This is a genomic window from Streptomyces sp. SID13031 (assembly GCF_010548305.1).
Classification (GTDB): domain Bacteria; phylum Actinomycetota; class Actinomycetes; order Propionibacteriales; family Kribbellaceae; genus Kribbella.
This window is the reverse complement of sequence record NZ_JAAGLV010000009.1, coordinates 1-22508: the sequence shown is the minus strand read 5'-3', so window position 1 is coordinate 22508 and position 22508 is coordinate 1. Positions and strand designations below refer to the sequence as shown.

19 protein-coding genes and 1 rRNA gene are annotated in these 22508 nt (G+C 68.3%); 14 read left to right on the top strand and 6 right to left on the bottom strand.

Annotation, left to right across the window (positions count from 1 at the left end; genetic code table 11):
• Positions 1-6 precede the first annotated feature (6 nt).
• On the top strand, positions 7-5928 hold the full coding sequence (locus G3I17_RS18770; protein WP_164598001.1) for an Ig-like domain-containing protein: 5922 nt from the start codon (positions 7-9) through the stop codon (positions 5926-5928).
• 47 nt (positions 5929-5975) lie between these two features.
• Here G3I17_RS18770 and G3I17_RS42125 read toward each other — a convergent pair whose 3' ends face one another.
• On the bottom strand, positions 5976-6494 hold the full coding sequence (locus G3I17_RS42125; RefSeq protein WP_164597999.1) for a GNAT family N-acetyltransferase: 519 nt from the start codon (positions 6492-6494) through the stop codon (positions 5976-5978).
• Between the two features lie 109 nt (positions 6495-6603).
• On the opposite strand from G3I17_RS42125, the gene G3I17_RS18760 reads away from it, so the two are divergent.
• A complete protein-coding gene (locus G3I17_RS18760; RefSeq protein WP_164597997.1) occupies positions 6604-7461 on the top strand; it encodes an alpha/beta hydrolase in 858 nt (285 codons plus the stop codon).
• A 5-nt stretch (positions 7462-7466) separates the two neighbouring features.
• The gene (locus G3I17_RS18755) at positions 7467-7904 is read left to right on the top strand and encodes a chloramphenicol phosphotransferase CPT family protein (protein ID WP_239062691.1); all 438 of its coding nucleotides are present in this window, start codon (positions 7467-7469) and stop codon (positions 7902-7904) included.
• On the opposite strand, the gene G3I17_RS18750 is transcribed toward G3I17_RS18755, so the two are convergent.
• The 3 genes from G3I17_RS18750 to G3I17_RS18740 all read right to left on the bottom strand — a co-directional run bounded on the left by G3I17_RS18750 (position 7901) and on the right by G3I17_RS18740 (position 9600).
• Positions 7901-8824: an RNA polymerase sigma-70 factor gene (locus tag G3I17_RS18750; RefSeq protein ID WP_203590434.1), complete on the bottom strand. Its 924-nt coding sequence runs from the start codon at positions 8822-8824 to the stop codon at positions 7901-7903. The genes G3I17_RS18755 and G3I17_RS18750 overlap by 4 nt on opposite strands.
• A gap of 96 nt (positions 8825-8920) precedes the next feature.
• Positions 8921-9292, bottom strand: coding sequence for a hypothetical protein (locus G3I17_RS18745; protein ID WP_164597994.1), 372 nt, complete (start codon positions 9290-9292; stop codon positions 8921-8923).
• Positions 9292-9600 carry a hypothetical protein gene (locus G3I17_RS18740; RefSeq protein WP_164597992.1) on the bottom strand — a complete coding sequence of 103 codons (309 nt, stop codon included), beginning with the start codon at positions 9598-9600 and terminating at the stop codon, positions 9292-9294. Before G3I17_RS18740 ends, G3I17_RS18745 begins: the two co-directional genes overlap by 1 nt.
• A 95-nt stretch (positions 9601-9695) precedes the next feature.
• On the opposite strand from G3I17_RS18740, the gene argC reads away from it, so the two are divergent.
• From argC to argH, 7 genes are read left to right on the top strand one after another with little or no spacing between them, the layout of a single operon-like run.
• Positions 9696-10736 carry an N-acetyl-gamma-glutamyl-phosphate reductase gene (gene argC, locus G3I17_RS18735; protein ID WP_164597991.1) on the top strand — a complete coding sequence of 347 codons (1041 nt, stop codon included), beginning with the start codon at positions 9696-9698 and terminating at the stop codon, positions 10734-10736.
• On the top strand, positions 10733-11929 hold the full coding sequence (argJ, locus tag G3I17_RS18730; protein ID WP_164597989.1) for a bifunctional glutamate N-acetyltransferase/amino-acid acetyltransferase ArgJ: 1197 nt from the start codon (positions 10733-10735) through the stop codon (positions 11927-11929). Before argC ends, argJ begins: the two co-directional genes overlap by 4 nt.
• Positions 11926-12837 carry an acetylglutamate kinase gene (gene argB / locus G3I17_RS18725; RefSeq protein WP_164597987.1) on the top strand — a complete coding sequence of 304 codons (912 nt, stop codon included), beginning with the start codon at positions 11926-11928 and terminating at the stop codon, positions 12835-12837. Before argJ ends, argB begins: the two co-directional genes overlap by 4 nt.
• Entirely contained in the window at positions 12834-14036 is a 1203-nt protein-coding gene (locus tag G3I17_RS18720) for an acetylornithine transaminase (RefSeq protein WP_164597985.1), read from the top strand. The genes argB and G3I17_RS18720 overlap by 4 nt, the downstream gene beginning before the upstream one ends.
• A complete protein-coding gene (gene argF, locus G3I17_RS18715; RefSeq protein WP_164597983.1) occupies positions 14033-14965 on the top strand; it encodes an ornithine carbamoyltransferase in 933 nt (310 codons plus the stop codon). Before G3I17_RS18720 ends, argF begins: the two co-directional genes overlap by 4 nt.
• On the top strand, positions 14962-15474 hold the full coding sequence (locus tag G3I17_RS18710) for an arginine repressor (RefSeq protein WP_164597981.1): 513 nt from the start codon (positions 14962-14964) through the stop codon (positions 15472-15474). Before argF ends, G3I17_RS18710 begins: the two co-directional genes overlap by 4 nt.
• Before the next feature lie 40 nt (positions 15475-15514).
• Positions 15515-16930, top strand: a complete 1416-nt coding sequence (argH, locus tag G3I17_RS18705) for an argininosuccinate lyase (RefSeq protein ID WP_164597979.1) — start codon at positions 15515-15517, stop codon at positions 16928-16930.
• Between the two features lie 57 nt (positions 16931-16987).
• Here the strand turns inward: argH and G3I17_RS18700 are convergent, their stop codons facing one another.
• The gene (locus tag G3I17_RS18700; RefSeq protein WP_164597977.1) at positions 16988-17608 is read right to left on the bottom strand and encodes a hypothetical protein; all 621 of its coding nucleotides are present in this window, start codon (positions 17606-17608) and stop codon (positions 16988-16990) included.
• Between the two features lie 146 nt (positions 17609-17754).
• On the opposite strand from G3I17_RS18700, the gene G3I17_RS18695 reads away from it, so the two are divergent.
• Complete coding sequence (locus G3I17_RS18695; protein WP_164597975.1) at positions 17755-18378, top strand: DNA-3-methyladenine glycosylase; 624 nt, start codon at positions 17755-17757, stop codon at positions 18376-18378.
• A 38-nt stretch (positions 18379-18416) separates the two neighbouring features.
• On the opposite strand, the gene G3I17_RS18690 is transcribed toward G3I17_RS18695, so the two are convergent.
• Positions 18417-19376, bottom strand: a complete 960-nt coding sequence (locus G3I17_RS18690) for an LLM class flavin-dependent oxidoreductase (RefSeq protein ID WP_203590433.1) — start codon at positions 19374-19376, stop codon at positions 18417-18419.
• A 75-nt stretch (positions 19377-19451) separates the two neighbouring features.
• Between G3I17_RS18690 and G3I17_RS18685 the strand changes: the two genes are divergently transcribed.
• From G3I17_RS18685 to G3I17_RS18675, 3 genes are all read left to right on the top strand, one after another.
• Positions 19452-20489: a phosphatase domain-containing protein gene (locus G3I17_RS18685; protein WP_164597973.1), complete on the top strand. Its 1038-nt coding sequence runs from the start codon at positions 19452-19454 to the stop codon at positions 20487-20489.
• A 70-nt stretch (positions 20490-20559) separates the two neighbouring features.
• Positions 20560-21864, top strand: coding sequence for a tyrosine--tRNA ligase (gene tyrS, locus G3I17_RS18680; protein ID WP_164597971.1), 1305 nt, complete (start codon positions 20560-20562; stop codon positions 21862-21864).
• Positions 21865-22422: 558 nt separating this feature from the next.
• Positions 22423-22508, top strand: a 16S ribosomal RNA gene (locus G3I17_RS18675); the annotation flags it as partial.

Genomic DNA, 22508 nt, shown 5'->3' with positions numbered 1-22508 from the left:
GTGGGAATGACGAGGTCCGGCCATCGGCTGCCCGCCGTCCTCGCTGGTATCAATCTGAGCCTCGCCGTCGTGGCCGTCACCGTCCTCACCGGGGTCGGCCCGGCAATCGCCTATCAGGTGCCGACGGCCCCCTTTGCCCAGGGCAACACCGCGACCGCGACGATGCCCGGGTCGGGGATCACCCAGACGATCGCGGTCACCGGCCAGACCGAGTTGCTCGACGCAACCACCGCCGGCGTCCGCGGCAGCACCGGCACGACCTACGAGCCGGCGATCGCGCGCACCACACCGGCGCAGGACCTGCTCGTCAACACCGGCAGCTGCGCCGCGATCGGCAGCTGCGGGACGCGCGGCACGCTCACGATCACCTTCTCGCAACCGGTCCGCAATCCGATCCTGCATCTGGCCGGCATCGGCGGCGCGGTCACCCAAACCACGAACGGCCGGGTCAGCGCCCAGTCCGAGCTGCACTCGGTCCTCAAGCTCACGACCGCCGGCCTCAGCCTGGCGAAGCTGGGTCAGGGCAACAACCTGGCCGTCAGCAGCGACACGATCACCGCGCTCAACCCCGACGCCGGCCCGAACTGCATCACCACCGACACCGGCGAAGGCCCGGACTCGGCAGTCACTGCGGCCTGCGGTTCGGTCAAGGTCAACGGGGTCGCGAAGTCGATCACCTTCGACCTCACCGCCGTCTTCACCAAGAACGCCAAGCTCCCCGCGTTCAACACCTCCTCCTCGGGCGACGCGTTCTCGCTCGTCGCCTCGGCCGGTGAAGACTTCGGCGACGCGCCCCCGTCGTACGGCGCAGCCTGGTCGGTGCTCGGCGACCTGCGGCTGGGCGACGACGCGACTGAGGACAACACGACCGTTGCCAACGGCACCGTCGGTCCGGCGACTCAGGACCAGGCCGACGACGGAGTCACCTTCAAGCCGCTCGCGACCATCGCGAAGAACTATTCGGCCACCGTCGCGCTCAGCGGAGCTAGCAAGTCCGGTCGCGTCTGCGGCTGGCTCGATCTGGACATGAACGGCAAGTTCGAGCCGGGGGAGCGGGCCTGTGCCACCTTTGCCTCCGGCCAGAGCGCCGCGACCCTCACCTGGCCGGCCTTGCCGAACCTGACCGCCGGTACGACGTACGCGCGAGTCAGGGCCGGGTACACGACGGCCCAGGTGGAGAAGCCGGTCGGCGCCGCGGACAGTGGCGAGGTCGAGGACCACCCGCTCGTGATCGCGCCGCCGCCTCCGCCGATCGCGCTCGACGACACCGCGACCACGCCGTACAACGCGGGCCTGACGACCGAGGTGCTCGGCAACGACCGGCCGGGCGATCCGGCCAGCCCGCTGAAGCCCGGTTCGCTGTGTCTGGTCGACGGCGGCAAGTGCGGCGTGATGGTCAACGTGGTGGCCGAGGGCAAGTATGTCGCGAAGTCCGACGGCGAGATCGATTTCGAGCCGGTCCCCGGGTTCGTCGGCGAGGGCAAGCCGGTCACCTACCGGATCGCCGACACCAACGGGACGACGGCGACCGCGAAGCTGACCATCACGGTGGCGCTCCCCGCGAAGCCAGTGGCCGCTCCCGACAAGGCGGCCACCCAGCAGAACGTCAGCATCGCGCTGACCCCGCTCGCCAACGACCGCCCGGCGCCCGGCGTGACGCTCGTCCCCGATTCCGTCGTACTGAGAGACCCGGCGGACGCGGCCCTCAAGACTGCGGCCGACACCTTCAAGAAGAAGGTGGTGGTGCCAGGCGAAGGTACGTACGTGGTGAAGCCCAACGGCACGGTCGACTTCATGCCGTTGCCGCAGTTCACCGGGGTCGCGACGACGCTGGGGTACCGCGTCACCGACAGCACCCGCCAGGTCGCCGAGTCGACGCTCGCCGTCACTGTCACACCGGTCACGCCGCGAGCCGCAGGCGACTCGATCAGCACGCCGTTCGACACCAACGTCGTGATCCCGGTCCTCGACAACGACCTGCCAGGCACGCCCGAGGCCCCGCTGAACCCGCTCACCCTCAAGCTGGTCGATCCGGCCGGCGGCAAGCTCGTCGACCAGGTGATCGTGCCGCGCCAAGGCAACTATCTGGTTGCTGAAGGCAAGGTGGCCTTCGAGCCGGTGCAGGGATTCCGGGGCGTCACCACACCGCTGACCTACCAGGTGCTCGACAAGAACGGCACGGCGACGCGAGCGCAGCTGACCGTCTCGGTGGACGAACCCGGCCCACCGGTCGCCAACCCCGACCACGCGGTACTGCTGCAGGGCGGCTCGATCTTCGTCCCGGTGCTCGACAACGACAAGCCCGGCCCGACGGGCTCGGCGATCGTGCCGGGCTCGCTCCGCCTGATCCCACCGGCCCCGGGGACGGTTTCGATCTCCTCGACAGCGAAACCGGCGCCGCTCCCGATGCCCGCAGTAGTCAAGGGCGAGCCGGCCACCAGCGTGGTCGTCGCCGGGCAGGGCAAGTACACGGTGAAACCCGACGGCCGGGTGCTGTTCGAGTCGGTCCCGGCCTTCAGCGGCAAGGCGACCCCGATCACCTACCAAGTGGCCGACGGCAACGGCGCGATCGGCAAGGCGACGCTGACCCTGGAGCTCACCAGGGTGCAGCCGGACGCGACGGACGACACCGCCAGTACGGCGTACGACCAGAACGTCACCGTGGACGTGCTCGCGAACGACAGCGCGGGTGACCCGGCCGTGCCGCTGGTGCCGAGCAGCGTCAAGCTGATCGACCCGATGACGGAGGAGTCGAAGACGACCGTCATTGTCGATGGCGAGGCGACGTTCAAGGTGCTGGCCGACGGCGATGTGCAGTTCGATCCGTTGCCGACCTACACCGGGGTTGCGACGGCGCTGACCTACACCGTCTCGGATGTGAACGGCACGCTCGCGACGGCGACGCTCACCGTGACTGTCGCCAAGCCGCCGCCACCGCTTGCCAAACCAGACACGGCGACCACCAAGCAGGACGATCCGATCACCCTCGACCCGCTCGCCAACGACGAGTCCGGGCAGGGCACCGGGCTCGACCCGCTGAGCGTCGTACTGATCGATCCGGCCGACGGCTCGCTGAAGAAGGTCGTCACGATCGCCGGCCAGGGCACGTACCACGTGAACCCCGACGGTACGGTCGGCTTCGATCCGCTGCCGGCCTTCACCGGGACGGCGACCACGCTCAAGTACCGCGTCTCCGACTGGTTCGACCAGGCGACCCGGTCGACCATCACGATCTCGGTGACGCCGATCGTTCCGACGGCCGAGGACGACACCGCCACCTCGCCGTACGGCGCGACCGCGACGGTCAAGGTGCTCGCCAACGACAAGCCGGGTGACCTGAGTGCGCCGCTCATCGTCGGCAGCCTGCTGGTGAAGGATCCGGCCGACGGGCTGTTCAAGACCGTGGTGACGATCAAGGACGAAGGCGTCTACACCGCGCGGGCCGGAGTCGTCGTGTTCGTACCGGTGCCGGGCTTCAGCGGGCCTGGTACCGCCCTGACCTACCAAGTTGCCGATGACAACGGGACGACGGCGACTGCCACGGTGTGGATCACCGTCGGACTGCCGCCGGTCGCGCAACCCGACAATGCTTCGACGCTGCAGAACGTCACCGTCACCGTGAACGTGTTGTCCAATGACAGCCCGGGCACCGGCGCGAAGCTCGACGCGTCGTCGGTGGTGATCAGCTCACCCGAGGTGCCCGCGGCGACCGGCTTCGGCAAGACGGTGACCGTTCCCGGGCAGGGCACATACACCGTGCAGAAGAGTGGCGCGATCCAGTTCGACCCGGTCCCGGCCTTCGAGGGGCACGGGCGGCTGATCCAGTACAAGGTGGCCGACTCGCAGCGCAATACCGCCTCGTCGACACTCGGTATCGAGGTCACCGGGGTCCAGCCGTTCACGGTCGACGACTCGGCGATCACGCCGTTCAACCAGCCGATCACGCTGAACGTGTTGACCAACGACAAGCCCGGCGATCCGAGTGCTCCGCTGGTACCGGCGAGTCTGCTGCTGCAGGACCCGGCCGACGCGACGAAGTACCAGAAGACGGTCACCCAGCCCGGTGAAGGCACCTACACGGCGAAGCCGGACGGGTCGATCACCTTCGTGCCGGTGAAGGACTACCAGGGCATGACCACGCCGGCGACGTACCGGGTCAGCGACAGCAACGGGACCCCGGCCGACGGTCTGCTCTTCCTCACCGTCGGCAAGGGGCCGCAGGCCAAGCCCGACACGGCCATGACGAAGCAGAACGTCGATGCCCTGGTCGATGCGCTCGGCAACGATCAGCCCGGCACCGACGCCGAGCTCGAGAAGACGTCGGTCCAGGTCTACGACGGCAAGGCGTGGGGCAGGACCGCGACGATCGCCGGGCAGGGAACGTACAAGGTCGACGGGGTGACGGGCAAGATCACCCTCGACCCGGTGCCGACGTTCAGCGGACCGAGCTCGATCGCCTACCAGGTGACGGACACGGCGAAGAACAAGGCGACGTCGACGGTCACCGTGACGGTGAACGCGATCGTCCCTGACGCTGTGAACGACGCGGCCACGACCGCCTTCGACACCCCGATCACCGTGCCGGTGCTGGCGAACGACCAGCCTGGCGATGCCAGTGCGCCACTCGTCGCGGCCAGTGTCCGGCTGATCGACTTCGCGACCGGCGACCCGGTGACGAGCCTTCGGGTCGTTGGCCAGGGCACCTATACCGTGCAACCCGACGGCGGCATCCGGTTGCTGCCGTGGGGCGGCTGGACCGGTCCGACGACAGCGGTGACGTATCAGGTCAGCGACGCCAACGGAAGCGCCGGTACTGCGAAGCTGGTGGTCACCGTGGGCGTGAAGCCGGTGGCGCTGCCGGATGTGGCGAAGACCAGGCAGCACGTCGCGGTCACCTTCGATCCGCTGGCCAACGACAAGCCGGGCGCCGGCGCGACCCTCGACCCGGCCACCCTCCTGCTGGTCGATGCCTCGGGCAACCTGGTCGACCGGGTGACCATTCTCGGGCAAGGCACCTACGTGGTTGCCAATGGCAAGGTCACCTTCGCGCCGGTAGCGGCCTTCGTGGGCAGCACGCGGCCGGCGGCATACGAGGTGAAGGACAGCAACCGGAACGCGGCCCGCTCGACCGTCTCGGTGACGGTGCTGCCGGTCAGGCCGATCGCGGTCGACGACAGCGTGAGTACGCAGTACGGGAAAGCTGTTGTCGTGCCGGTGCTCGGCAATGACAAGGCCGGCGATCCGTCGGCGCCCCTGGTCCCGGCGTCGGTCGTGTTGCGCGACCCGGCGGACGGGACCGACAAGACCACGGTGACGATCCAGGGCGAGGGCAGCTTCACGGCCCGGCCGGACGGCGCCGTCGGATACACCCCGGTGAAGGGTTTCGCCGGTACCACCAGATCGCTCACCTATCGGGTGACCGATGCGAACGGGACGTCGGACACGGCTCGCCTGGAGATCACCGTCGGTGCTCCCAGCGGGGCGAAGGCCATCCCGGACAGCGGTACCGGCAGCCCCGGAAACCCGGTGGTCGTCAACCCCCTCCTGAACGACGCCGCGACTCAGGGCGCGGCCTGGGACCTGGGCAGTGTCTGCCTGGTCACCGGGCCGGCCACCTGTGGGAAGCGGGTGGCCGTAGCGAACGTCGGAGTCTGGACGGTCGGTACGGACGCGACGATCAGGCTCGTTCCGGAGCGGGGTTTCATCGGTACGGCGAAGCAGTCGTACCGGGTCGCTGACACGGATGGCGTGACAGTGGACTCGCAGGTGAAGGTGACCATCGGAGCTCAACCGGCCGCGCAGACGAGCGTGGACAAGACCGCACTGCCGGATACCGGTGGTCCCTCGGTCCTGCTCCTCACGCTGGCCGTGCTGCTGGTCGCGTTGGGTCTGACACTGATGGGGCTAGCCCGCCGGGGCCGCCAATAGTGGGGAACCGTGGCGCCGGGTCCCGCTGCTTCGGGCGGGACCCGGCTCTACAGGTCGGTCACCAACATGAGTTCGTCGCGGTAGTCGTCAGGAGCGACCCGTACCGCGCGGGGGTGGCTGCCGACGATGCGGTAGCCGAGCTTGCCGTAGAACTCCTCGAGGCTGTTGCCGTCGCGGATGGTGAGCTGCAACTGCTCGAGCCCGAGGTCGATCGCTGACTGTCGCAACCCGTTCATCAGCAGGCTGCCGGTGCCACCACCCTGGTACTTCGGATGCACCATCACGCGCAGCACCGTGCGCCAGTGCAGGTTCAGCGCGCTGTCCTTGCCGACCAGCAGGCCCATCGCGACGTACCGGTCGCCGTTGTGCAGGACGCCGAGGAGATCCTTGCCCGCGGCAACTCGCTCGAGCGCGAGGTCGAGCGTCTCGGCGACCAGGTGCACCGGCGCCGGCACGGTGAACCCGACGCTGCCGCCCGCATCCGTGGCGGCGATCCAGGTATCCAGCAGATCGGCCCGCAACCCCGGATCCGAGACCGCCTCCGGGTCCATCACGACGTACTCCACAGCTACCTCTAAATGCGACTCGTTTGCAGGTGGCAGTCTATTGACATGGGTCGTTCGTTCGCATCGTCGACTTTCGGGTACCTCAGGGAGATCGAGGAAGGGAGTGGCGATGCCGAGCATGGCTCACCGGACGATCGACGTCGACGGAGTGCAGGTCTTCTACCGGGAGGCGGGACCGCCCGATGCGCCTGTGCTGCTTCTGCCGCACGGCTATCCCTCGTCGTCGTTCCAGTACCGCGGTTTGATGCCCGCGCTCGCGGACCGGTGGCGGGTGATCGCGCCGGACTTCCCCGGGTTCGGTTACAGCGAGGCGCCGGAGGACTTCGAGTACACCTTCGGTGGTTATGCCGAGCTCCTCGACAAGTTCGTTGCAGCGCTCGGGGTGAAGCGGTTCGTGCTCTACCTGTTCGACTACGGATCGCAGGTCGGGTTCCAGTTGGCACTGAAGGACCCGTCGCGGATCGCCGGGCTGGTGATCCAGAACGGCGACGCCTACGAGGAGACCCTCGGGCCGAAGTACGAGCCACTGCGGGCGTACTGGGAGTCGCCGACTGAGGAACACCTAGTCGAGCTCACGAAAGCGGTGAGTGCAGACGGGCTGCGGGAGGAGATCCTCGGCGAGGTCCCGCCGGAGACCGCCGTGCGGATCAGCCCGGACCTGTGGCAGCTGTCCTGGCCGCTGATGGAGCCGCACCGCGACATCATGGCCGGCTTCTTCCTGGAGATCCTGTCGAGCGTGCGGCTCTACCCGCGGTACCAGGCCTTTCTGCGGGAGTATCAACCCCCGACGTTGATCGTCTGGGGTCCCGAGGACGGATACATGCCGGCGGAATCGGCGCGTGCCTACCTGAAGGATCTGCCCGACGCCGAACTGCATCTGCTCGAGGGCGGCGGGCATTGGCTACTGGAGAGTCACCTGGACGAGACGGTCGCCCTGATCCGCCCGTTCCTCAGCCGGCTGACGTAGCGAAATTGCAGTTGCCGCCGGACCTGGTCGACGCGCTGCCACCCGGGCTCCTGGACTCGGGCACGGGGATCGCGTTCGGCGACCACGGCGAGGTCGAGGTCGGCGCGGGCTTCCGCGAGATCGAGTCGGCCTGGATGACCGGCGTCGCCGCGATGGCGCGGGCCGGCGCACGCATCATCTTCGACGACGTCTTCCTGAGCGGCGCCGCCTCACAGGAGCGAGTGCGCACCCAGTTGGCAGGCATCGAGGTGCTCTGGGTCGGCGTCCGGTGCGCCCCGGAGATCGCGGCCGGCCGCGAGATCGCCCGCGGCGACCGCACCGGCGGCATGGCGGAGTCGCAGGCGACGGCAGTGCACGAAGGAGTCACCTACGACGTACAGGTCGGCACCGGTACAACCGAGTCGATCGACTGCGCCCGCGCCATCGCGGCCGCCGTGAACTAAGGCTCAGGCAGCTCGCTGAGGCGGGGGATGGTGGTGAGCTTGTCGGGGTTGCGGATGATGTAGATCTGGCTGATCCGGCCGGCTTCGTCGAGTTCCAGGAAGCATGCGCTGTCGGGGGTTTCGCCGTCGTAGAAGACGAAGCCCTGGTCGCCGTTGAGGTCGGTCAGGCGGACCTCGAAGTTGTAGGCGTGCTGGCCGGGCGCGACCAGCGCGAGCAGCCAGCGGGCGATCTTGACCTGGCCCAGCAGCGGCCGGAGCGCGGCCTTCTTCTTACCGCCACCGTCGCTGACCAGCTCGACGTCCGGCGCGAGCAGCGAGACCATCTGGTCGAAGTCGCCCGACCACGCCGCCGTGAGGAACTGGCTGGTCACCTCGGTGTGCCGCGCCTTGTCGACCTGGTGCCTCGGCTGCCGCGCGTGCACGTGCTCGCGGGCCCGATGAGCGAGTTGCCGTACCGCGGGCTCCGACCGGCCAAGCGTGTCGGCGATCTCCCCGAACGGCAGGTCGAACACCTCCCGCAGTACGAAGGTTGCCCGCTCCAGCGGCGACAGCGTCTCCAGTACGACGAGCATCGCCATCGACACCGAGTCGGCGACCTCGGCCACCACGGCCGGGTCGTCTTTGCCAAGGTCGTGCGTGGAGCCGAGCGGCTCCGGCAGCCATGGCCCGACGTACTGCTCCCGCTGCGCCTTCTGCGCACGGAGCCGATTGAGCGCGAGCCGGGTCGTGATCCGGATCAGGTACGCCCGGACGTCACGCACCTCATCCCGATCCGCAGCCGCCCACCGCAACCACGTCTCCTGTACGACGTCCTCCGCGTCGACAACACTCCCCACCACCCGGTACGCCGCCCCGACGAGCACCCTCCGATGTTCATCGAACTCGACTGCCAGTTCCTCATCGGACGTCACGTCGACCATCCTGCCTCCATTGTCGAGACATCTCCCGCCCGACCCCCCCGGGTCGTGTCACCCCTCCGGACACGCGGCGGCAGACTGGTTGTGACGTGATGCCGGTCACGTCGTTTGCAGGAACCAGGTGCCGAAAAGGAGCGCTGCCGTCAGCGCGGTGGCGCCGAACCAGGCGAACAGACCGGTGGGTATGCCCCGGTCGCCCTTGCGGGCCGCCAGGGCAACGGCGATTCCACCGAAGACGAGTTGGCCGACCGCCAGCGGCGCGACGACCCCGAGTCCCCAGACGGCCGCGATGTCCTGGTCGCTCCAGCAGGTGTCGGCGCACCCGGATGGGTCCTGACCCGACCGCGTCAGCAGCACGACGAAGTACACCTCGGCTTCTACCAGCACGCATGCGAGCAATGCCCGCATACTGCGCAGTGTCAGCAATGCCCGCACACTGCGCCGTATCCGGCCGGGATTCGCCTCGGTCATCAGTGCGCCACCGCCAGGAAGGTGAGGACCAGTGCGACCACGATGAAGGTGATGAAGAAGGCGGTGCTGCCGGTGACGAAGGGGCTCCGGCGGCTGCGGTCGAACGACTTGGTCAGCAACAATCCGACGAGCACCTGGCCTCCTAGGACGAAGACCCCGAACGTCATCGCGAACAGCACCAGCAGCCCCTGGTCGCTGAAGCACAGGCCAGTACATCCCGAGTTGGGTTCATCGGAGGCGAACACCACCGCGAGTACATAGCCGGCCAGCTCCAGACCGACCCAGCCGAAGAAAACCCGATAGCTCATACGTTGATCCTGGCCATTCGGCCGGGTCTGCGCTTGAGTGGTTCTACGGAGCTTGAGGGTTGGATATTCATGCGGTATCTGACATACTCATTCACATGAGTTTGACGGTCGCGGTGGCTGGAGCCAGTGGGTATGCCGGGGGAGAGCTGCTTCGGCTGCTGTCGGTGCATCCAGAAGTCGAGATCGGCGCACTGACCGCAGGCGGCAGCGCCGGTACTGCGCTGGGCGTCCACCATCCACACCTGCTGCCCCTGGCCGGTCGCATCTTGGTCGAGACCTCCGCGGAGACACTCGCGGGTCACGACGTCGTGTTCCTGGCTCTTCCGCACGGGCAGTCCGCCGAGATCTCAGCGCAACTCGGCGCTCTTGACAACACAGTCACCGTGATCGACTGCGGCGCGGACTTCCGGTTGGTCGACGCAGAGGCGTGGGTGGAGTTCTACGGTGGCAAGCACGCCGGCCACTGGCCGTACGGTCTCCCGGAGCTGCCCGGTCAACGGGAGAAGCTCCGCGGTACGAACCGGGTCGCAGTACCGGGGTGTTACCCCACCGTGTCGACCCTTGCTCTGCTCCCCGCCGTCCAAGGCGGTCTCGTCGACCCGGGCCAACTGGTGGTGGTCGCGGTGAGCGGGACGTCGGGAGCGGGCAAGGGTCCCAAAACGCACCTGATGGGCGCGGAGGTGATGGGCTCGGCCACGGCGTACGGCGTCGGCGGCGTGCACCGGCACACTCCGGAGATCGAGCAGAATCTCGCGCCGGTCACCGACCAGGCGGTCTCGGTCTCGTTCACGCCGGTGCTCGCCCCGATGGCGCGCGGCATCCTCGCCACCTGCAGCGCACCCGTCACCGAGGGCACCACCGCAGCCCAGCTGCGGGGGGCCTACGAACAGGCCTACCAGGACGAGCCGTTCGTGTACCTGCTGCCGGAAGGTCAGTGGCCGCAGACCCAAGCCACGCTCGGCGCCAACACCGTCCAGCTGCAAGTCACGCTGGACCAGCGGACCGGCCGCGCCGTGATCGTGGCCGCGATGGACAACCTCACCAAGGGCACTGCCGGCGCCGCCGTGCAGTGCATGAACCTGGCCGCCGGTCTCGACGAGACGCTGGCCCTTCCCCTCGTAGGAGTAGCACCGTGACCGTAGCCGTGGAGCCACAGGTCGATCGGAGCGCCGGAGTCACCGCGCCGGCCGGCTTCCGCGCGGCCGGGGTGATCGCCGGGATCAAGCCGGCCGGCAAGCCGGACCTCACTGTCGTCGTCAACGACGGCCCGTACGACCTGGCGGCGGGCGTCTTCACCACGAACAAGGTGAAGGCGGCCCCGGTGCTCTGGTCGCAGCAGGTGCTGACCGCGGGCAAGCTGAAGGCCGTTGTGCTCAACTCGGGCGGCGCCAACGCGTGCACCGGCCCCGAAGGCTTCCAGGACACTCACAAGACCGCCGAAGAGCTGGCCGCGATCCTCGGCGTCGGCGCGGCCGAGATCGGCGTCTGCTCGACCGGCCTGATCGGTGAGCGACTCCCGATGGACAAGCTGCTGCCAGGCCTCAAGACCGTGGTCGATGCCTTGGGCAACACGGCGGAGCACAGCCTGTCCGCCGCGACTGCCGTGATGACGACGGACAGGGTGGCGAAGCAGGCCGTCCTCAAGCACGCCGACGGCTGGAGCATCGGCGGCTTCGCGAAGGGCGCCGGTATGTGCGCGCCGAACATGGCGACCATGCTGTCCGTCATCACCACCGACGCGATCGTCGACCAGCCGCACCTGGACCACGCACTGCGCAACGCGGTCGGCAAGACCTTCAACCGGCTGGACGTCGACGGTGGTACCTCGACCAACGACACCGTGCTGCTGCTCAGCTCGGGCGCCTCCGGTGTCACCGTCCCCGTCGACGAGTTCGAGGCCGCGCTCATCACCCTCGCCGGGGATCTGGTCAAGCAGTTGCAGGCCGATGCCGAGGGTGTCACCAAGCACGTCAGCATCACGGTGCAGAACGCGGCCACCGAGGCCGAGGCGGTCGCCGCCGCCAAGGTCGTTGCCGAGGACAACCTCTGCAAAACCGCCTTCTTCGCCTCCGACCCGAACTGGGGCCGGATCGCGATGGCCGTCGGCAACGCGCCGACCGCCTTCGACCCCGCGCTGCTCGACATCACCCTGAACGGCGCCGCGATCTGCATCGCCGGTGGCAAGGGCGTCGACCGCTCCGAGGCCGACATCAGTGGCCTGGAGATCGACGTGGTGATCGACCTGCACGCCGGCAACGCCTCGGCGACCGTGCTGACGACCGATCTGTCGCACGCGTACGTCGAAGAGAACTCGGCGTACTCCTCATGACGACGACCGCGCCGAAACCGGCGGTCACCGTGAACACGCACGCGAATGCGGTCGAGAAGGCCGCCGTGTTGACCGAGGCGCTGCCCTGGCTGAAGGAGTTCCACGGCAAGACGATCGTCGTCAAGTACGGCGGTAACGCGATGGTCGACGACGAGCTGAAGCAGGCGTTCGCCTCCGACATCGTGTTCCTGCGGCACTGTGGCGTCCGGGTGGTCGTCGTGCACGGTGGCGGACCGCAGATCAGCGACATGCTGCAGCGGCTCGGCATCGACAGCGAGTTCCGCGGCGGGCTGCGGGTGACGACGCCCGAGGCGATGGACGTGGTCGGCATGGTCCTGGTGGGCAAGGTCGGCCGTGAACTCGTGGGTCTGCTCAACGCGCACGGCCCGTTCGCCGTCGGCATGTCCGGCGAGGACGCGGGCCTGTTCACCGCCGAGCGGCGGGGCGCGATCATCGACGGTGAGTCGGTCGACATCGGCCTGGTCGGTGACGTCGTCGACGTTCGCCCGGAGGCTGTGATCGACCTGATCGACGCCGGCCGGATCCCGGTCGTCTCCACGATCGCGCCGGACGAGGACGGCCAGGCGCACAACGTGAACGCCGACACCGCCGCGTCCGCGCTCGCGGTCGCACTCGGCGCCTCGAAGCTCGTCGTACTGACCGATGTCGCCGGTCTCTACCGGAACTGGCCGGAGAGCGAGGAGATCATCACCCAGATCGACGCCGCCGAGCTGGCCGAGCTGCTGCCGTCGCTGGCGTCCGGGATGGTGCCGAAGATGGAGGCCTGCCTGCGCGCGGTCCAGTCCGGCGTCTCCCGGGCGACGGTCATCGACGGCCGGGTGCCGCACTCGCTGTTGCTCGAGATCTTCACCGACGCCGGAAGTGGAACCCAGGTGATCCCGTCATGACCGAACTGCTCACCGTCGACGGGACCCAGAGCGCGCTCACCGAGCGCTACTCGCAGTCCCTGATGAATACCTTCGGCGCACCCAAGCGCATCCTCGTCCGTGGCGAGGGCGCCTACCTGTGGGATGCCGACGGCAGGAAGTACCTCGACCTGCTCGGCGGGCTCGCGGTCAACTGCCTCGGTCACGCGCACCCGTTCGTGGTCTCGGCCGTGACTAGCCAGCTCGCCACCCTCGGCCACGTCTCCAACTTCTTCGCCTCGGCGCCGCAGGTCGCGCTGGCCGAGAAGTTGCTGTCGCTCTTCGATGCCGACGGCAAGGTGTTTTTCACCAACTCGGGCACCGAGGCGAACGAGGCCGCCTTCAAGATCACCCGCAAGACCGGCCGGACCAAGATCGTCTCCACCGTCGGCGCCTTCCACGGCCGCACGATGGGAGCGCTCGCGATCACCTGGAAGCCGGCCTACCGGGAGCAGTTCGCGCCGCTGCCGGGTGACGTCACCTTCGTCCCGTACGGCGATGTGGCCGCGCTCGCCGCCGCCGTGGACGACGAGACCGCCGCCGTGGTGCTCGAACCGATCCAGGGCGAGAACGGCGTCGTCGTACCGCCGGCCGGCTATCTCGCCGAGGCGCGCCGGATCACCTCGGAGCACGGCGCTCTGCTCTGGATCGACGAGATCCAAACGGGTGTCGGACGAACGGGTGACTGGTTCGCCTTCCAGGCCGACGGGATCTCTCCCGACATCGTCACCGTGGCGAAGGGGCTCGGCGCGGGGATCCCGATCGGCGCGTGCATCGGCTTCGGTGCGGCGGCCGACCTGCTCCAGCCGGGCAACCACGGGACGACGTTCGGTGGCAACCCGGTCGCGTCGATCGCGGGTCTCGCCGTCCTGACCGTGATCGAGCGGGACGGGCTGCTCGCCAATGTGAGTGCCGTCGGCAACCATCTCGTCTCCGCCGTCGAGGCGCTCGGCCACCCGCTGATCGCCGGCGTTCGGGGGCGTGGGCTGTTGCTGGCGATCGAGCTGACCAAGCCGGTGTCCGACCAGGTCGCGGCGCTCGCGCTGGAGGCCGGGTTCATCATCAACAACCCGATTCCCACCGCGTTGCGGTTGGCGCCGCCGTACATCCTGAGCAAGGCTGACGTCGACAGCTTCGTCGCGGCGCTGCCGGCGCTGCTCGACCAGGTGGAGGCCGGATGACCAGGCACTTCCTGCGGGACGACGACCTCAGCCCGGTCGAACAGGACGAGGTCCTGACGCTGGCGCAGCAGCTGACCACCGATCGGCACGGGCACCAACCGCTGAGCGGGCCGCAGACGGTCGCGGTCATCTTCGACAAGGCCTCGACCCGGACCAGGATCTCGTTCGCGGTCGGTATCGCCGAGCTCGGTGGCGTCCCGCTGATCATCGACGCGCAGTCCTCGCAGCTCGGCCGCGGCGAGCCGATCGCCGACACCGCGCGGATCCTCGACCGGCAGGTCGCAGCGATCGTCTGGCGGACCTCCGGGCAGACCCGGATCGAGGAGATGGCCGCTGCCTCGCGAGTGCCGGTGGTGAACGCGCTGACGGACGAGTTCCACCCGTGCCAGGTCCTCGCCGACCTGCTCACCGTCCGGCAGTACAAGGGCGGGACGGCGGGGCTCAAGCTCGTCTACCTCGGTGACGGCGGCAACAACATGGCGCACTCTTACCTTCTCGGCGGGGTGACTGCCGGGATGCACGTCGTCATCTCGTCTCCCGTTGAGTTCCAGCCGGATGCCGCCGTCCTCGCCAAGGCGGTGGAGATCGGCGCAGCCACCGGTGGTTCGGCGGCCTGGACCTCCGACCCGTTCGAGGCCGTCGTGGGCGCCGACGTCGTTGCCACCGACACCTGGGTGTCGATGGGCCAGGAGGCCGAGGCGGCGTTGCGCGAGGCTCCTTTCGTCCCGTATGCGGTGACGGGGCAACTGGTGTCCAAGGCGAAGGACGACGCGATCGTGCTGCACTGCTTGCCGGCGTATCGGGGCAAGGAGATCGAGGCCGCCGTGCTCGACGGCCCGCAGTCGGTCGTCTGGGACGAGGCGGAGAACAGGCTGCACGCGCAGAAGGCGCTGCTGTCGTGGCTGCTGGCAAGGAACTTCAGCTCATGAATCTTGCGGTACCGACCACCAAGACCGCGCGTCAGCAGCGGATCGTCGACCTGCTCGGCCGTCAGCCGGTCCGGTCTCAGACCGAGTTGGCCGATCTGCTCGCCGACGCCGGGCTCGTCGTCGGCCAGGCCACCTTGTCGCGCGACCTGGTGGAGATCGGCGCGGTGAAGGTTCGCGACTCGGCCGGCCAGCTCGTGTACGCCGTACCGGGTGAAGGCGGTGACCGTACGCCGCGGGCCGGTGAGGCTGCGGCCTTCGAGGCGCGATTGGGCCGGGTCGCTTCCGAGCTGCTCGTCTCGGCCGAGGGCAGCGCCAACCTGGTCATCCTGCGAACCCCGCCGGGTGCGGCCCAGTACTTCGCGTCGGCGATCGACCACGTGGGACTGGACGACGTACTCGGCACCATCGCCGGCGACGACACCGTGATGGTCGTGTCGCGCCATCCGTCCGGGGGAGAGGCCCTGGCAGCCAGGTTCCTCAGCCTCGCCGCCCGCAGCGAAGCCAAGTAGTGACGCTGTTGTGTACTTCTGCTTTTGAAAGGATGTTGTTGTGAGTTCTGGTGAAGGTGCGACCCTGTGGGGTAGCCGGTTCACGGGTGGACCGGCTGATGCGCTGGCGGCGCTGAGCAAGTCGACGCAGTTCGACTGGCGACTGGCGCCGTACGACATCGCCGGGTCGAAGGCGCACGCGAAGGTGCTGCACCGCGCGGGGCTGCTGACCGACGAGGATCTCACCAAGATGCTCGCCGGCCTCGACGTGCTGCTGGCGGACGTACTCTCCGGTGCTTTCGTCGCGGCCGAGGCTGACGAGGATGTGCATACCGCTCTCGAGCGCGGGCTGGTGGACCGGCTCGGGGCCGAGCTGGGCGGACGGTTGCGGGCGGGGCGGTCGCGGAACGACCAGGTCGCCACGCTGTTCAAGATCTTCCTGCGCGACCACGGCCGGATCATCAGCGGACTCGTGCTCGACCAGGTGCACACCCTCGCCGAGCAGGCCGAGAAGCACCTCGGTGTGGCGATGCCCGGCCGGACGCACTTCCAGCACGCGCAGCCGGTGCTGTTGTCGCATCACCTGCTGGCGCACGCCTGGCCGCTGATCCGCGACCTCGACCGGCTGGCCGACTGGGATCGCCGGGTCGCGGCCGATTCGCCGTACGGGTCGGGCGCGCTGGCCGGCAGCACGCTCGGGCTGGACCCGCAGTTCGTCGCGACCGAGCTGGGCTTCACGAACTCCTCGGCGAACTCGATCGACGGTACGGCGGCGCGCGACTTCGTCGCCGAGTTCGCCTTCGTCACCGCGCAGATCGGCGTCGACCTGTCCCGGCAGGCCGAAGAGGTGATCATCTGGGCGACGAAGGAGTTCGGCTTCGTCCAGCTGGACGACTCGTACTCGACCGGGTCGAGCATCATGCCGCAGAAGAAGAACCCCGATATCGCCGAGCTGGCCCGCGGTAAGGCCGGCCGCCTGATCGGCAACCTGACCGGGCTGCTCGCGACGCTGAAGGCGCAGCCGCTCGCGTACAACCGGGACCTGCAGGAGGACAAGGAGCCGGTCTTCGACTCCGTCGACACGCTCGAGGTGCTGCTGCCCGCGTTCACCGGGATGATCCGGACGCTGGTCTTCAACACCGAGCGGCTCGAGGAACTGGCGCCGCAGGGCTTCTCGCTGGCCACCGACATCGCCGAGTGGCTGGTGAAGCAGAAGGTGCCGTTCCGGGTGGCGCACGAGCTGGCCGGCGCTTGCGTGCAGGAGTGCGAGAAGCGCGGCATCGAGCTGTGGGACCTCTCCGACGAGGACCTCGCCGCCATCTCGCCGCTGCTGACGCCCGAGGTCAGGTCGGTGCTCAGCGTCGAGGGCTCGGTTGCCTCCCGCAACGGCCGCGGCGGTACCGCGGGAGACCGCGTCGCCGAGCAACTGATCGAGCTCCGGGGCCGGGCAGCCGAGCACGCGAAGCGGCTTGCCTAGTCCCGTGCGCCGCAGTGGTGCCCGACCTCTCCACGGGCGCCACTGCAGGCACGCAAGCTAGAAGGCGGCCTCGGCCGTCACCTTGTCGAACTTCTTGGTGTAGGTACCGTCCGGCAGGCAGCTCATCGTCTCGATCTGCCCCGCGGCGAGCTCGCCGGTGGTGCACATGACGTTCGCCATCACCTCGTCACCGCGCAGGAACTTCACCGTGACGACCATCGCGGAGGCGTCGTCACTGACGTTCTTCGCCTTACCCGTGATCGTCAGGCCGAATCCGGAGTCGCTGATCTTCCACCCGGCCAGGACCTGATGCTTGCCGAGCGCGAACGCTCCACCGACCGTCACGGTGCACGGCGCCGACCGGTCGTCCTGGTCGGCGCAGGCGACCGTCGACGCCGGCGGCGCGACCGAGGCCTTGGCCGACGTGGTGGGTTGCGGTGCGGTGGCTTTCGGCGCGGCGGCCTTTGTGGCAGCCGGGCCCGGTGCGGTGGCCGGATTGTTGGTCCCAGGGCTGGCGTTGTCGCCGCCGCTCGAGGCGACACTGATCCCGATCAGCACGACGAACACGGACCCGATCACGATCAGCACGGTGCGGGCGGTGTGCTTCTTCTTCGGTGGCTCCTGCGGCGGGTTGAACGGCGGCTGAGCCAGCTGTGGTGGTTGCGGCGGATGTGCCATCTGAGGAGCCCCCGTGAGTTTGATTCAGTCCGCTCGGACCGAATGGCCCCAGCTCGCTGATCCTCATCGGTCCCCAGCAGCCCGGCCAGGGTCTTTGGTCACTTTGTGGTAGGACCTCAGTCGCTGACCGCAATAGAGTTCGCCGCATGCCCGTACGACGTACACTCCTGGCCTCGCCTGTCCTGGAAGTAGCGCCGAAGTTGCTCGGCATGGTGCTGCGCAGGACGACGCAGGCCGGCCCGGTGGCGGTCCGGGTGACCGAGGTCGAGGCGTACGACGGGCCGAACGACCCCGGCTCGCACTCGTATCGGGGTGAGACGCCGCGCAACGCGGTGATGTTCGGCCCCGCCGGGCATCTGTACGTCTACTTCACCTACGGCATGCACTTCTGCATGAACGTGAGCGCCGGCCCCGCGGGCCAGCCCTCCGCCGTCCTTTTCCGCGCCGGCGAGGTGATCGAGGGCCTCGACCTGGCTCGCGAGCGTCGCTGGGGCTCTCTCCCGGCCAAGGCGCATCCCGATCGTGACCTCGCCCGCGGGCCGGCTCGCCTCTGCGTCGCCCTCGGCATCGAGCGCGAGGCCAACGGCGTCGACCTTCTGGACCGCAGGTCGGCTGTTCAACTTCTGCCGGGCGACGGCTTCGACGGCGAACCGGCCACCGGACCTCGGGTCGGTCTTCGCGAGGCCCCCGACTGGCCCTGGCGCTTCTGGATCCCGGGCGACCCCACCGTCTCGCCCTACAAACCACACGCCCCGAAGAAGCGGGGCTAGGGCACCGCTCGCGACTGCAGGGGATTGGGAGACACGCCCTAGCGGTTGGCGAGCTCGAGGACGTACTCGAGTTGGGGCAGGCCGTGCTCGACCTCGGGGTCCGGGAACAGGCCGATGTGGTGGACCCCGGCGGCTTCCAGCGCGTCGATGTGGGCCGCGGCATCGTCGAGGGTGCCGATCGGGCCTAGCTCGGCCCACCAGTCCTGCGGCATCGAGACGAGGCCGTCGATGCCCTTCTCGTCGAACAGCTTGGTGAGGTCGTCGTAGAAAGGCAACGCGGGGAGTGCCGGGTTCTTCTCCGCGATCAGCCCGGCAAGCCAGGGCGCTGTCCACTCGTACGCCGTCTTGCGGTCGCTGCGCACGCAGAAGGCGCTGAAGGCGGCGACCACGAAGCCCTCCGGCGAGCCGGCCGCCTCGACAGCGGCTCGCACGTACGACGGACTGGCGGGCTCCGCGAGCACGATGCCACCCGCGACGCGCCCGGCCAGTGCCAGCGACTTCGGCCCGCGGACGCCGAGCAGGATCGGTGGCGCCTGGGCTGGCGGCGCATCCAGCTGCACGTCCTCCAGTACGACGTATTGGCCCTGCATCGTCACCTTCTCGCCGGCCAGCAACCGGGTCACCGCTGTCGTCACCTCGTCGAGCGCGGTCAGCGGCGACTTGGGCCGCACGCCCATCTGGCCCATCCACTCCTGCACGCCGTGCCCGATACCCGGCAGGAACCGCCCGGGCGCCAGCGCGTCGAGAGTGGCGAATTCCATCGCGGTGACGGCCGCAGTACGGGCTACTGCCGGGACGATGCCGAGCCCACAGGTGAGCCGCTCGGTCGCTGTCAGCGCGGCCGCGACCAGGGAGGGGCCGGCGGTGTAGAAGCAGTCCTCGATCAGCCACAGCTCGTCCGCGCCGCCGGCGTCGAGACGACGGGCGACCTCTGTCACCAGGGCAGCCGGGAAGGTCCGTGGGAAGCACATTCCGAGAGCAGCGGCGGTCTGAGTCATATCGAGACTGTAAAGGTCGCCGGGGACAGTCCTCCCGGTGCGAGTACAGGCCCCGTCGGCGGGTAGGTTTCGGACATGGCCCGTCCGCACTACTCCTCCCGGCTGGAGGACTGGTTCAACGTCGGGGTCGGGGTCATCCTGCGCCGCCGCGGCTGGCGGGAACGGATCATCCCGCACGTCGGCTACGGCACCCAGGAGTTCACCCGGGTGCTGGCTCGCGTCGTGCTCAGCCGCGACCCGCGCAACCAGCCCCGGTACGACGAAGACCAGGTGGTGCGCGGCTGGCGGGTATTCGTCACCGCGCCGGCGACCGGAGTACAGGTGTCCGTCACTGTGTCCGGTCAGACCTTCGAGGCGACCACCGATCGCGGTGGCTTCGTAGACCTCACAGTGCCGGTGGCGCTGCCTCCTGGCTGGCATGAGATCGGCCTCGGCGTGCACGGCGAGCGGCAGGCGCGCGGGCAGGTGTATGTGCCCGACCCGGATGCCGCCTTCGGTCTGGTCAGCGACATCGACGACACGGTGATGCTGACGATGCTGCCGCGACCACTGATCGCGGCCTGGAACACCTTCCTCCGCGAGGAGCAGGCGCGCAGAGTGGTGCCCGGCATGGCCGAGATGTATGCCGAGCTGCTGGCCGACCACCCGGGCGCGCCCATGTTCTACCTGTCGACCGGTGCCTGGAACACGGCGCCGACGTTGACCAGATTCCTCGACCGGCACGGCTACCCGGCTGGGCCGCTGCTGATGACGGACTGGGGGCCGACCAACACCGGCTGGTTCCGCAGCGGGCAGGAGCACAAGCGCACTGCGCTGCGTCGCCTGGCTGTCGAGTTCCCGAACGTCAAGTGGGTGCTGGTGGGCGACGACGGCCAGCACGATCCCCAGTTGTACGGCGATTTCGCCCAGACGCACCCGGAGCACGTGCGGGCGATCGGAATCCGCCAGCTGACTCCCGCCGAGCAGGTGCTGTCCCACGGTCTGCCGGTGCCCAACCCGGACCCGGGTGCTCACGATCCCCATCGCCCGACGGCCGCAACGGTGCACGGGCCCGATGGACATGCTCTGGTCGCGCAGCTGCGCGCAGTACTGTCGCGGCCCGACGCAGGTTGACCCGGCGCCTGCCGGCCGGAGCTGGTACAGGACACTTGTCTTGATCTGACGTGACTCGAGGAGAGACCAAGTGACCGACAGCGGGACCGCAAGCCGCACCCAGGTGCTCGACGACCTGGAGAGCCGCGGCCTGATCGCGCACTCCACCGACCTGGACGCGCTCCGAGCGTCGATGGCCGCCGGACCGATCACTTCGTACGTCGGGTTCGACCCGACCGCACCGAGCCTGCACATGGGCAACCTGTTGCAGCTGCTGACGCTGCGGCGGCTCCAGCTGGCCGGCCACAATCCGATCGGGCTGGTCGGCGGTGCCACCGGGCTGATCGGTGACCCCAAGGAGTCGTCCGAGCGGGTGCTGAACCCGAAGGACCTCGTCGAGCAGTGGGTGGAGAAGGTCCGCGGCCAGGTGGAGCGGTTCGTCGACTTCGACCAGTCGCTGCCGAACCCGGCGCGGATGGTCAACAACTACGACTGGACCAAGGACCTCAACACGCTCGACTTCCTCCGGGACATCGGCAAGCACTTCCCGGTGAACCGGATGCTCGGCCGGGAAGTGGTGAAGGCCCGGCTGGAGCAGGGGATCAGCTACACGGAGTTCAGCTACGTACTGCTGCAGTCGCTGGACTACCTGGAGCTGTACCGGCGCCACGGGTGCACCTTGCAGACCGGTGGAAGCGACCAGTGGGGGAACCTGACGGCTGGGGTCGAGCTGATCCGGCGGTCGGACTCGGGCAAGGCGCACGCGCTGGCTACGCCACTGGTGACCAAGGCGGACGGGACCAAGTTCGGCAAGACCGAGTCGGGGACCGTGTGGCTGGATCGGGAGCTGACCTCGCCGTACGCGTTCTACCAGTTCTGGTTCAACACCGATGACCGCGATGTGATGCAGCTGGTGCGGTTCTACACGTTCCGCACGGCTGAGGAGATCGCTGCGCTCGAGGAAGCGACCACTGAGCGCCCACACGCCCGTGAGGCGCAACGGCTGCTCGCGGAGGACGTCACGACGCTGGTGCACGGCGCTGAGGAGACCGAGCAGGTGAAGCTGGCGGCGAAGGCGCTGTTCGGCCAGTCGGAGCTGAAGGCTCTGCAGGGCGGGACTCTGGTGGCCGCGTTGCGGGAGGCGCCGCACTACGAGCTCAAGCCGGACGAGCAGATGCCGACCATCACCGACCTGCTGGTGCTCTCGGAGCTGGTGGCCAGCAAGTCGGCCGCGCGCCGGACGATCGCCGAAGGTGGCGCGTACCTGAACAACGAGAAGGTGAGCGACCCTGAGTACGTCCCGGGTGGCGAGGACCTGCTGCCGGGTGGCGTGCTGGTCCTGAGGCGCGGGAAGCGTTCGTTCGCAGGGGTTCTGGCCTCGCCGGCCGCGGACTGACGTATCCCACGAGGTCGATGCCCGGGGCAAATTACGGCCCTGTGATTCGCCCCACCGGATACCGATTTGACCGGCTACCTCGAAGCCACGTAATGTTCTTCTTGTTGGAGCGAGTGCGGGACGCGAAAGCGGCCGGTCGCTCCGAACCCCCCAAAGCTAGCTGAGCCGCACCGCGTCGTCTGACTCGGGTCGGTAGCTCAGGCGCGGGGCGCGGATCGGAAAAACTCGGGCTTGACCCGGTGGATCTGGTCCGGTAAGGTAGCGCAGGTTGCCCCGGAGTCCTGGCCGAGAGGTCAAAGACGCGGTGTGCGCCCGATTCTTGAGAACTCAACAGCGTGCCGAAAGTCAATGCCGAAATTTAGCATTAACCCCCTTCATGGGTCTCGGTGTGAGTGGGCTTGCTTGCCTCTTCGAGGTTGGTAGGTCTGGTTCATCGTTGATTCGTGTTGGATTCCTTTGTAATTTTTCTGGATTCAAGTCAGTTTGATTTGTCTCTGATTGCAATGGATCGTTTTTCGTTTGTCTGTTATCCATCTTCGGGTGGTTGGCATATAGAATTCAACGGAGAGTTTGATCCTGGCTCAGGACGAACGCTGGCGGCGTGCTTAACACATGCAAGTCGAGCGGTAAGGCCCCTTCGGGGG

Excerpts from the sequence above, each read along its gene's own strand:
- G3I17_RS18745 (WP_164597994.1), bottom strand. The coding sequence starts at position 9,292 with ATGACCGAGGCGAATCCCGGCCGGATACGGCGCAGTGTGCGGGCATTG.
- G3I17_RS18685 (WP_164597973.1), top strand. The coding sequence starts at position 19,452 with ATGGCCCGTCCGCACTACTCCTCCCGGCTGGAGGACTGGTTCAACGTC.
- G3I17_RS18760 (WP_164597997.1), top strand. The coding sequence starts at position 6,604 with ATGCCGAGCATGGCTCACCGGACGATCGACGTCGACGGAGTGCAGGTC.
- G3I17_RS18710 (WP_164597981.1), top strand. The coding sequence starts at position 14,962 with ATGAATCTTGCGGTACCGACCACCAAGACCGCGCGTCAGCAGCGGATC.
- G3I17_RS18720 (WP_164597985.1), top strand. The coding sequence starts at position 12,834 with ATGACCGAACTGCTCACCGTCGACGGGACCCAGAGCGCGCTCACCGAG.
- G3I17_RS18690 (WP_203590433.1), bottom strand. The coding sequence starts at position 19,376 with ATGACTCAGACCGCCGCTGCTCTCGGAATGTGCTTCCCACGGACCTTC.
- G3I17_RS18740 (WP_164597992.1), bottom strand. The coding sequence starts at position 9,600 with ATGAGCTATCGGGTTTTCTTCGGCTGGGTCGGTCTGGAGCTGGCCGGC.
- G3I17_RS18750 (WP_203590434.1), bottom strand. The coding sequence starts at position 8,824 with ATGGTCGACGTGACGTCCGATGAGGAACTGGCAGTCGAGTTCGATGAA.
- argB (WP_164597987.1), top strand. The coding sequence starts at position 11,926 with ATGACGACGACCGCGCCGAAACCGGCGGTCACCGTGAACACGCACGCG.
- G3I17_RS18770 (WP_164598001.1), top strand. The coding sequence starts at position 7 with ATGACGAGGTCCGGCCATCGGCTGCCCGCCGTCCTCGCTGGTATCAAT.
- argC (WP_164597991.1), top strand. The coding sequence starts at position 9,696 with ATGAGTTTGACGGTCGCGGTGGCTGGAGCCAGTGGGTATGCCGGGGGA.
- G3I17_RS18695 (WP_164597975.1), top strand. The coding sequence starts at position 17,755 with ATGCCCGTACGACGTACACTCCTGGCCTCGCCTGTCCTGGAAGTAGCG.
- argF (WP_164597983.1), top strand. The coding sequence starts at position 14,033 with ATGACCAGGCACTTCCTGCGGGACGACGACCTCAGCCCGGTCGAACAG.
- G3I17_RS18700 (WP_164597977.1), bottom strand. The coding sequence starts at position 17,608 with ATGGCACATCCGCCGCAACCACCACAGCTGGCTCAGCCGCCGTTCAAC.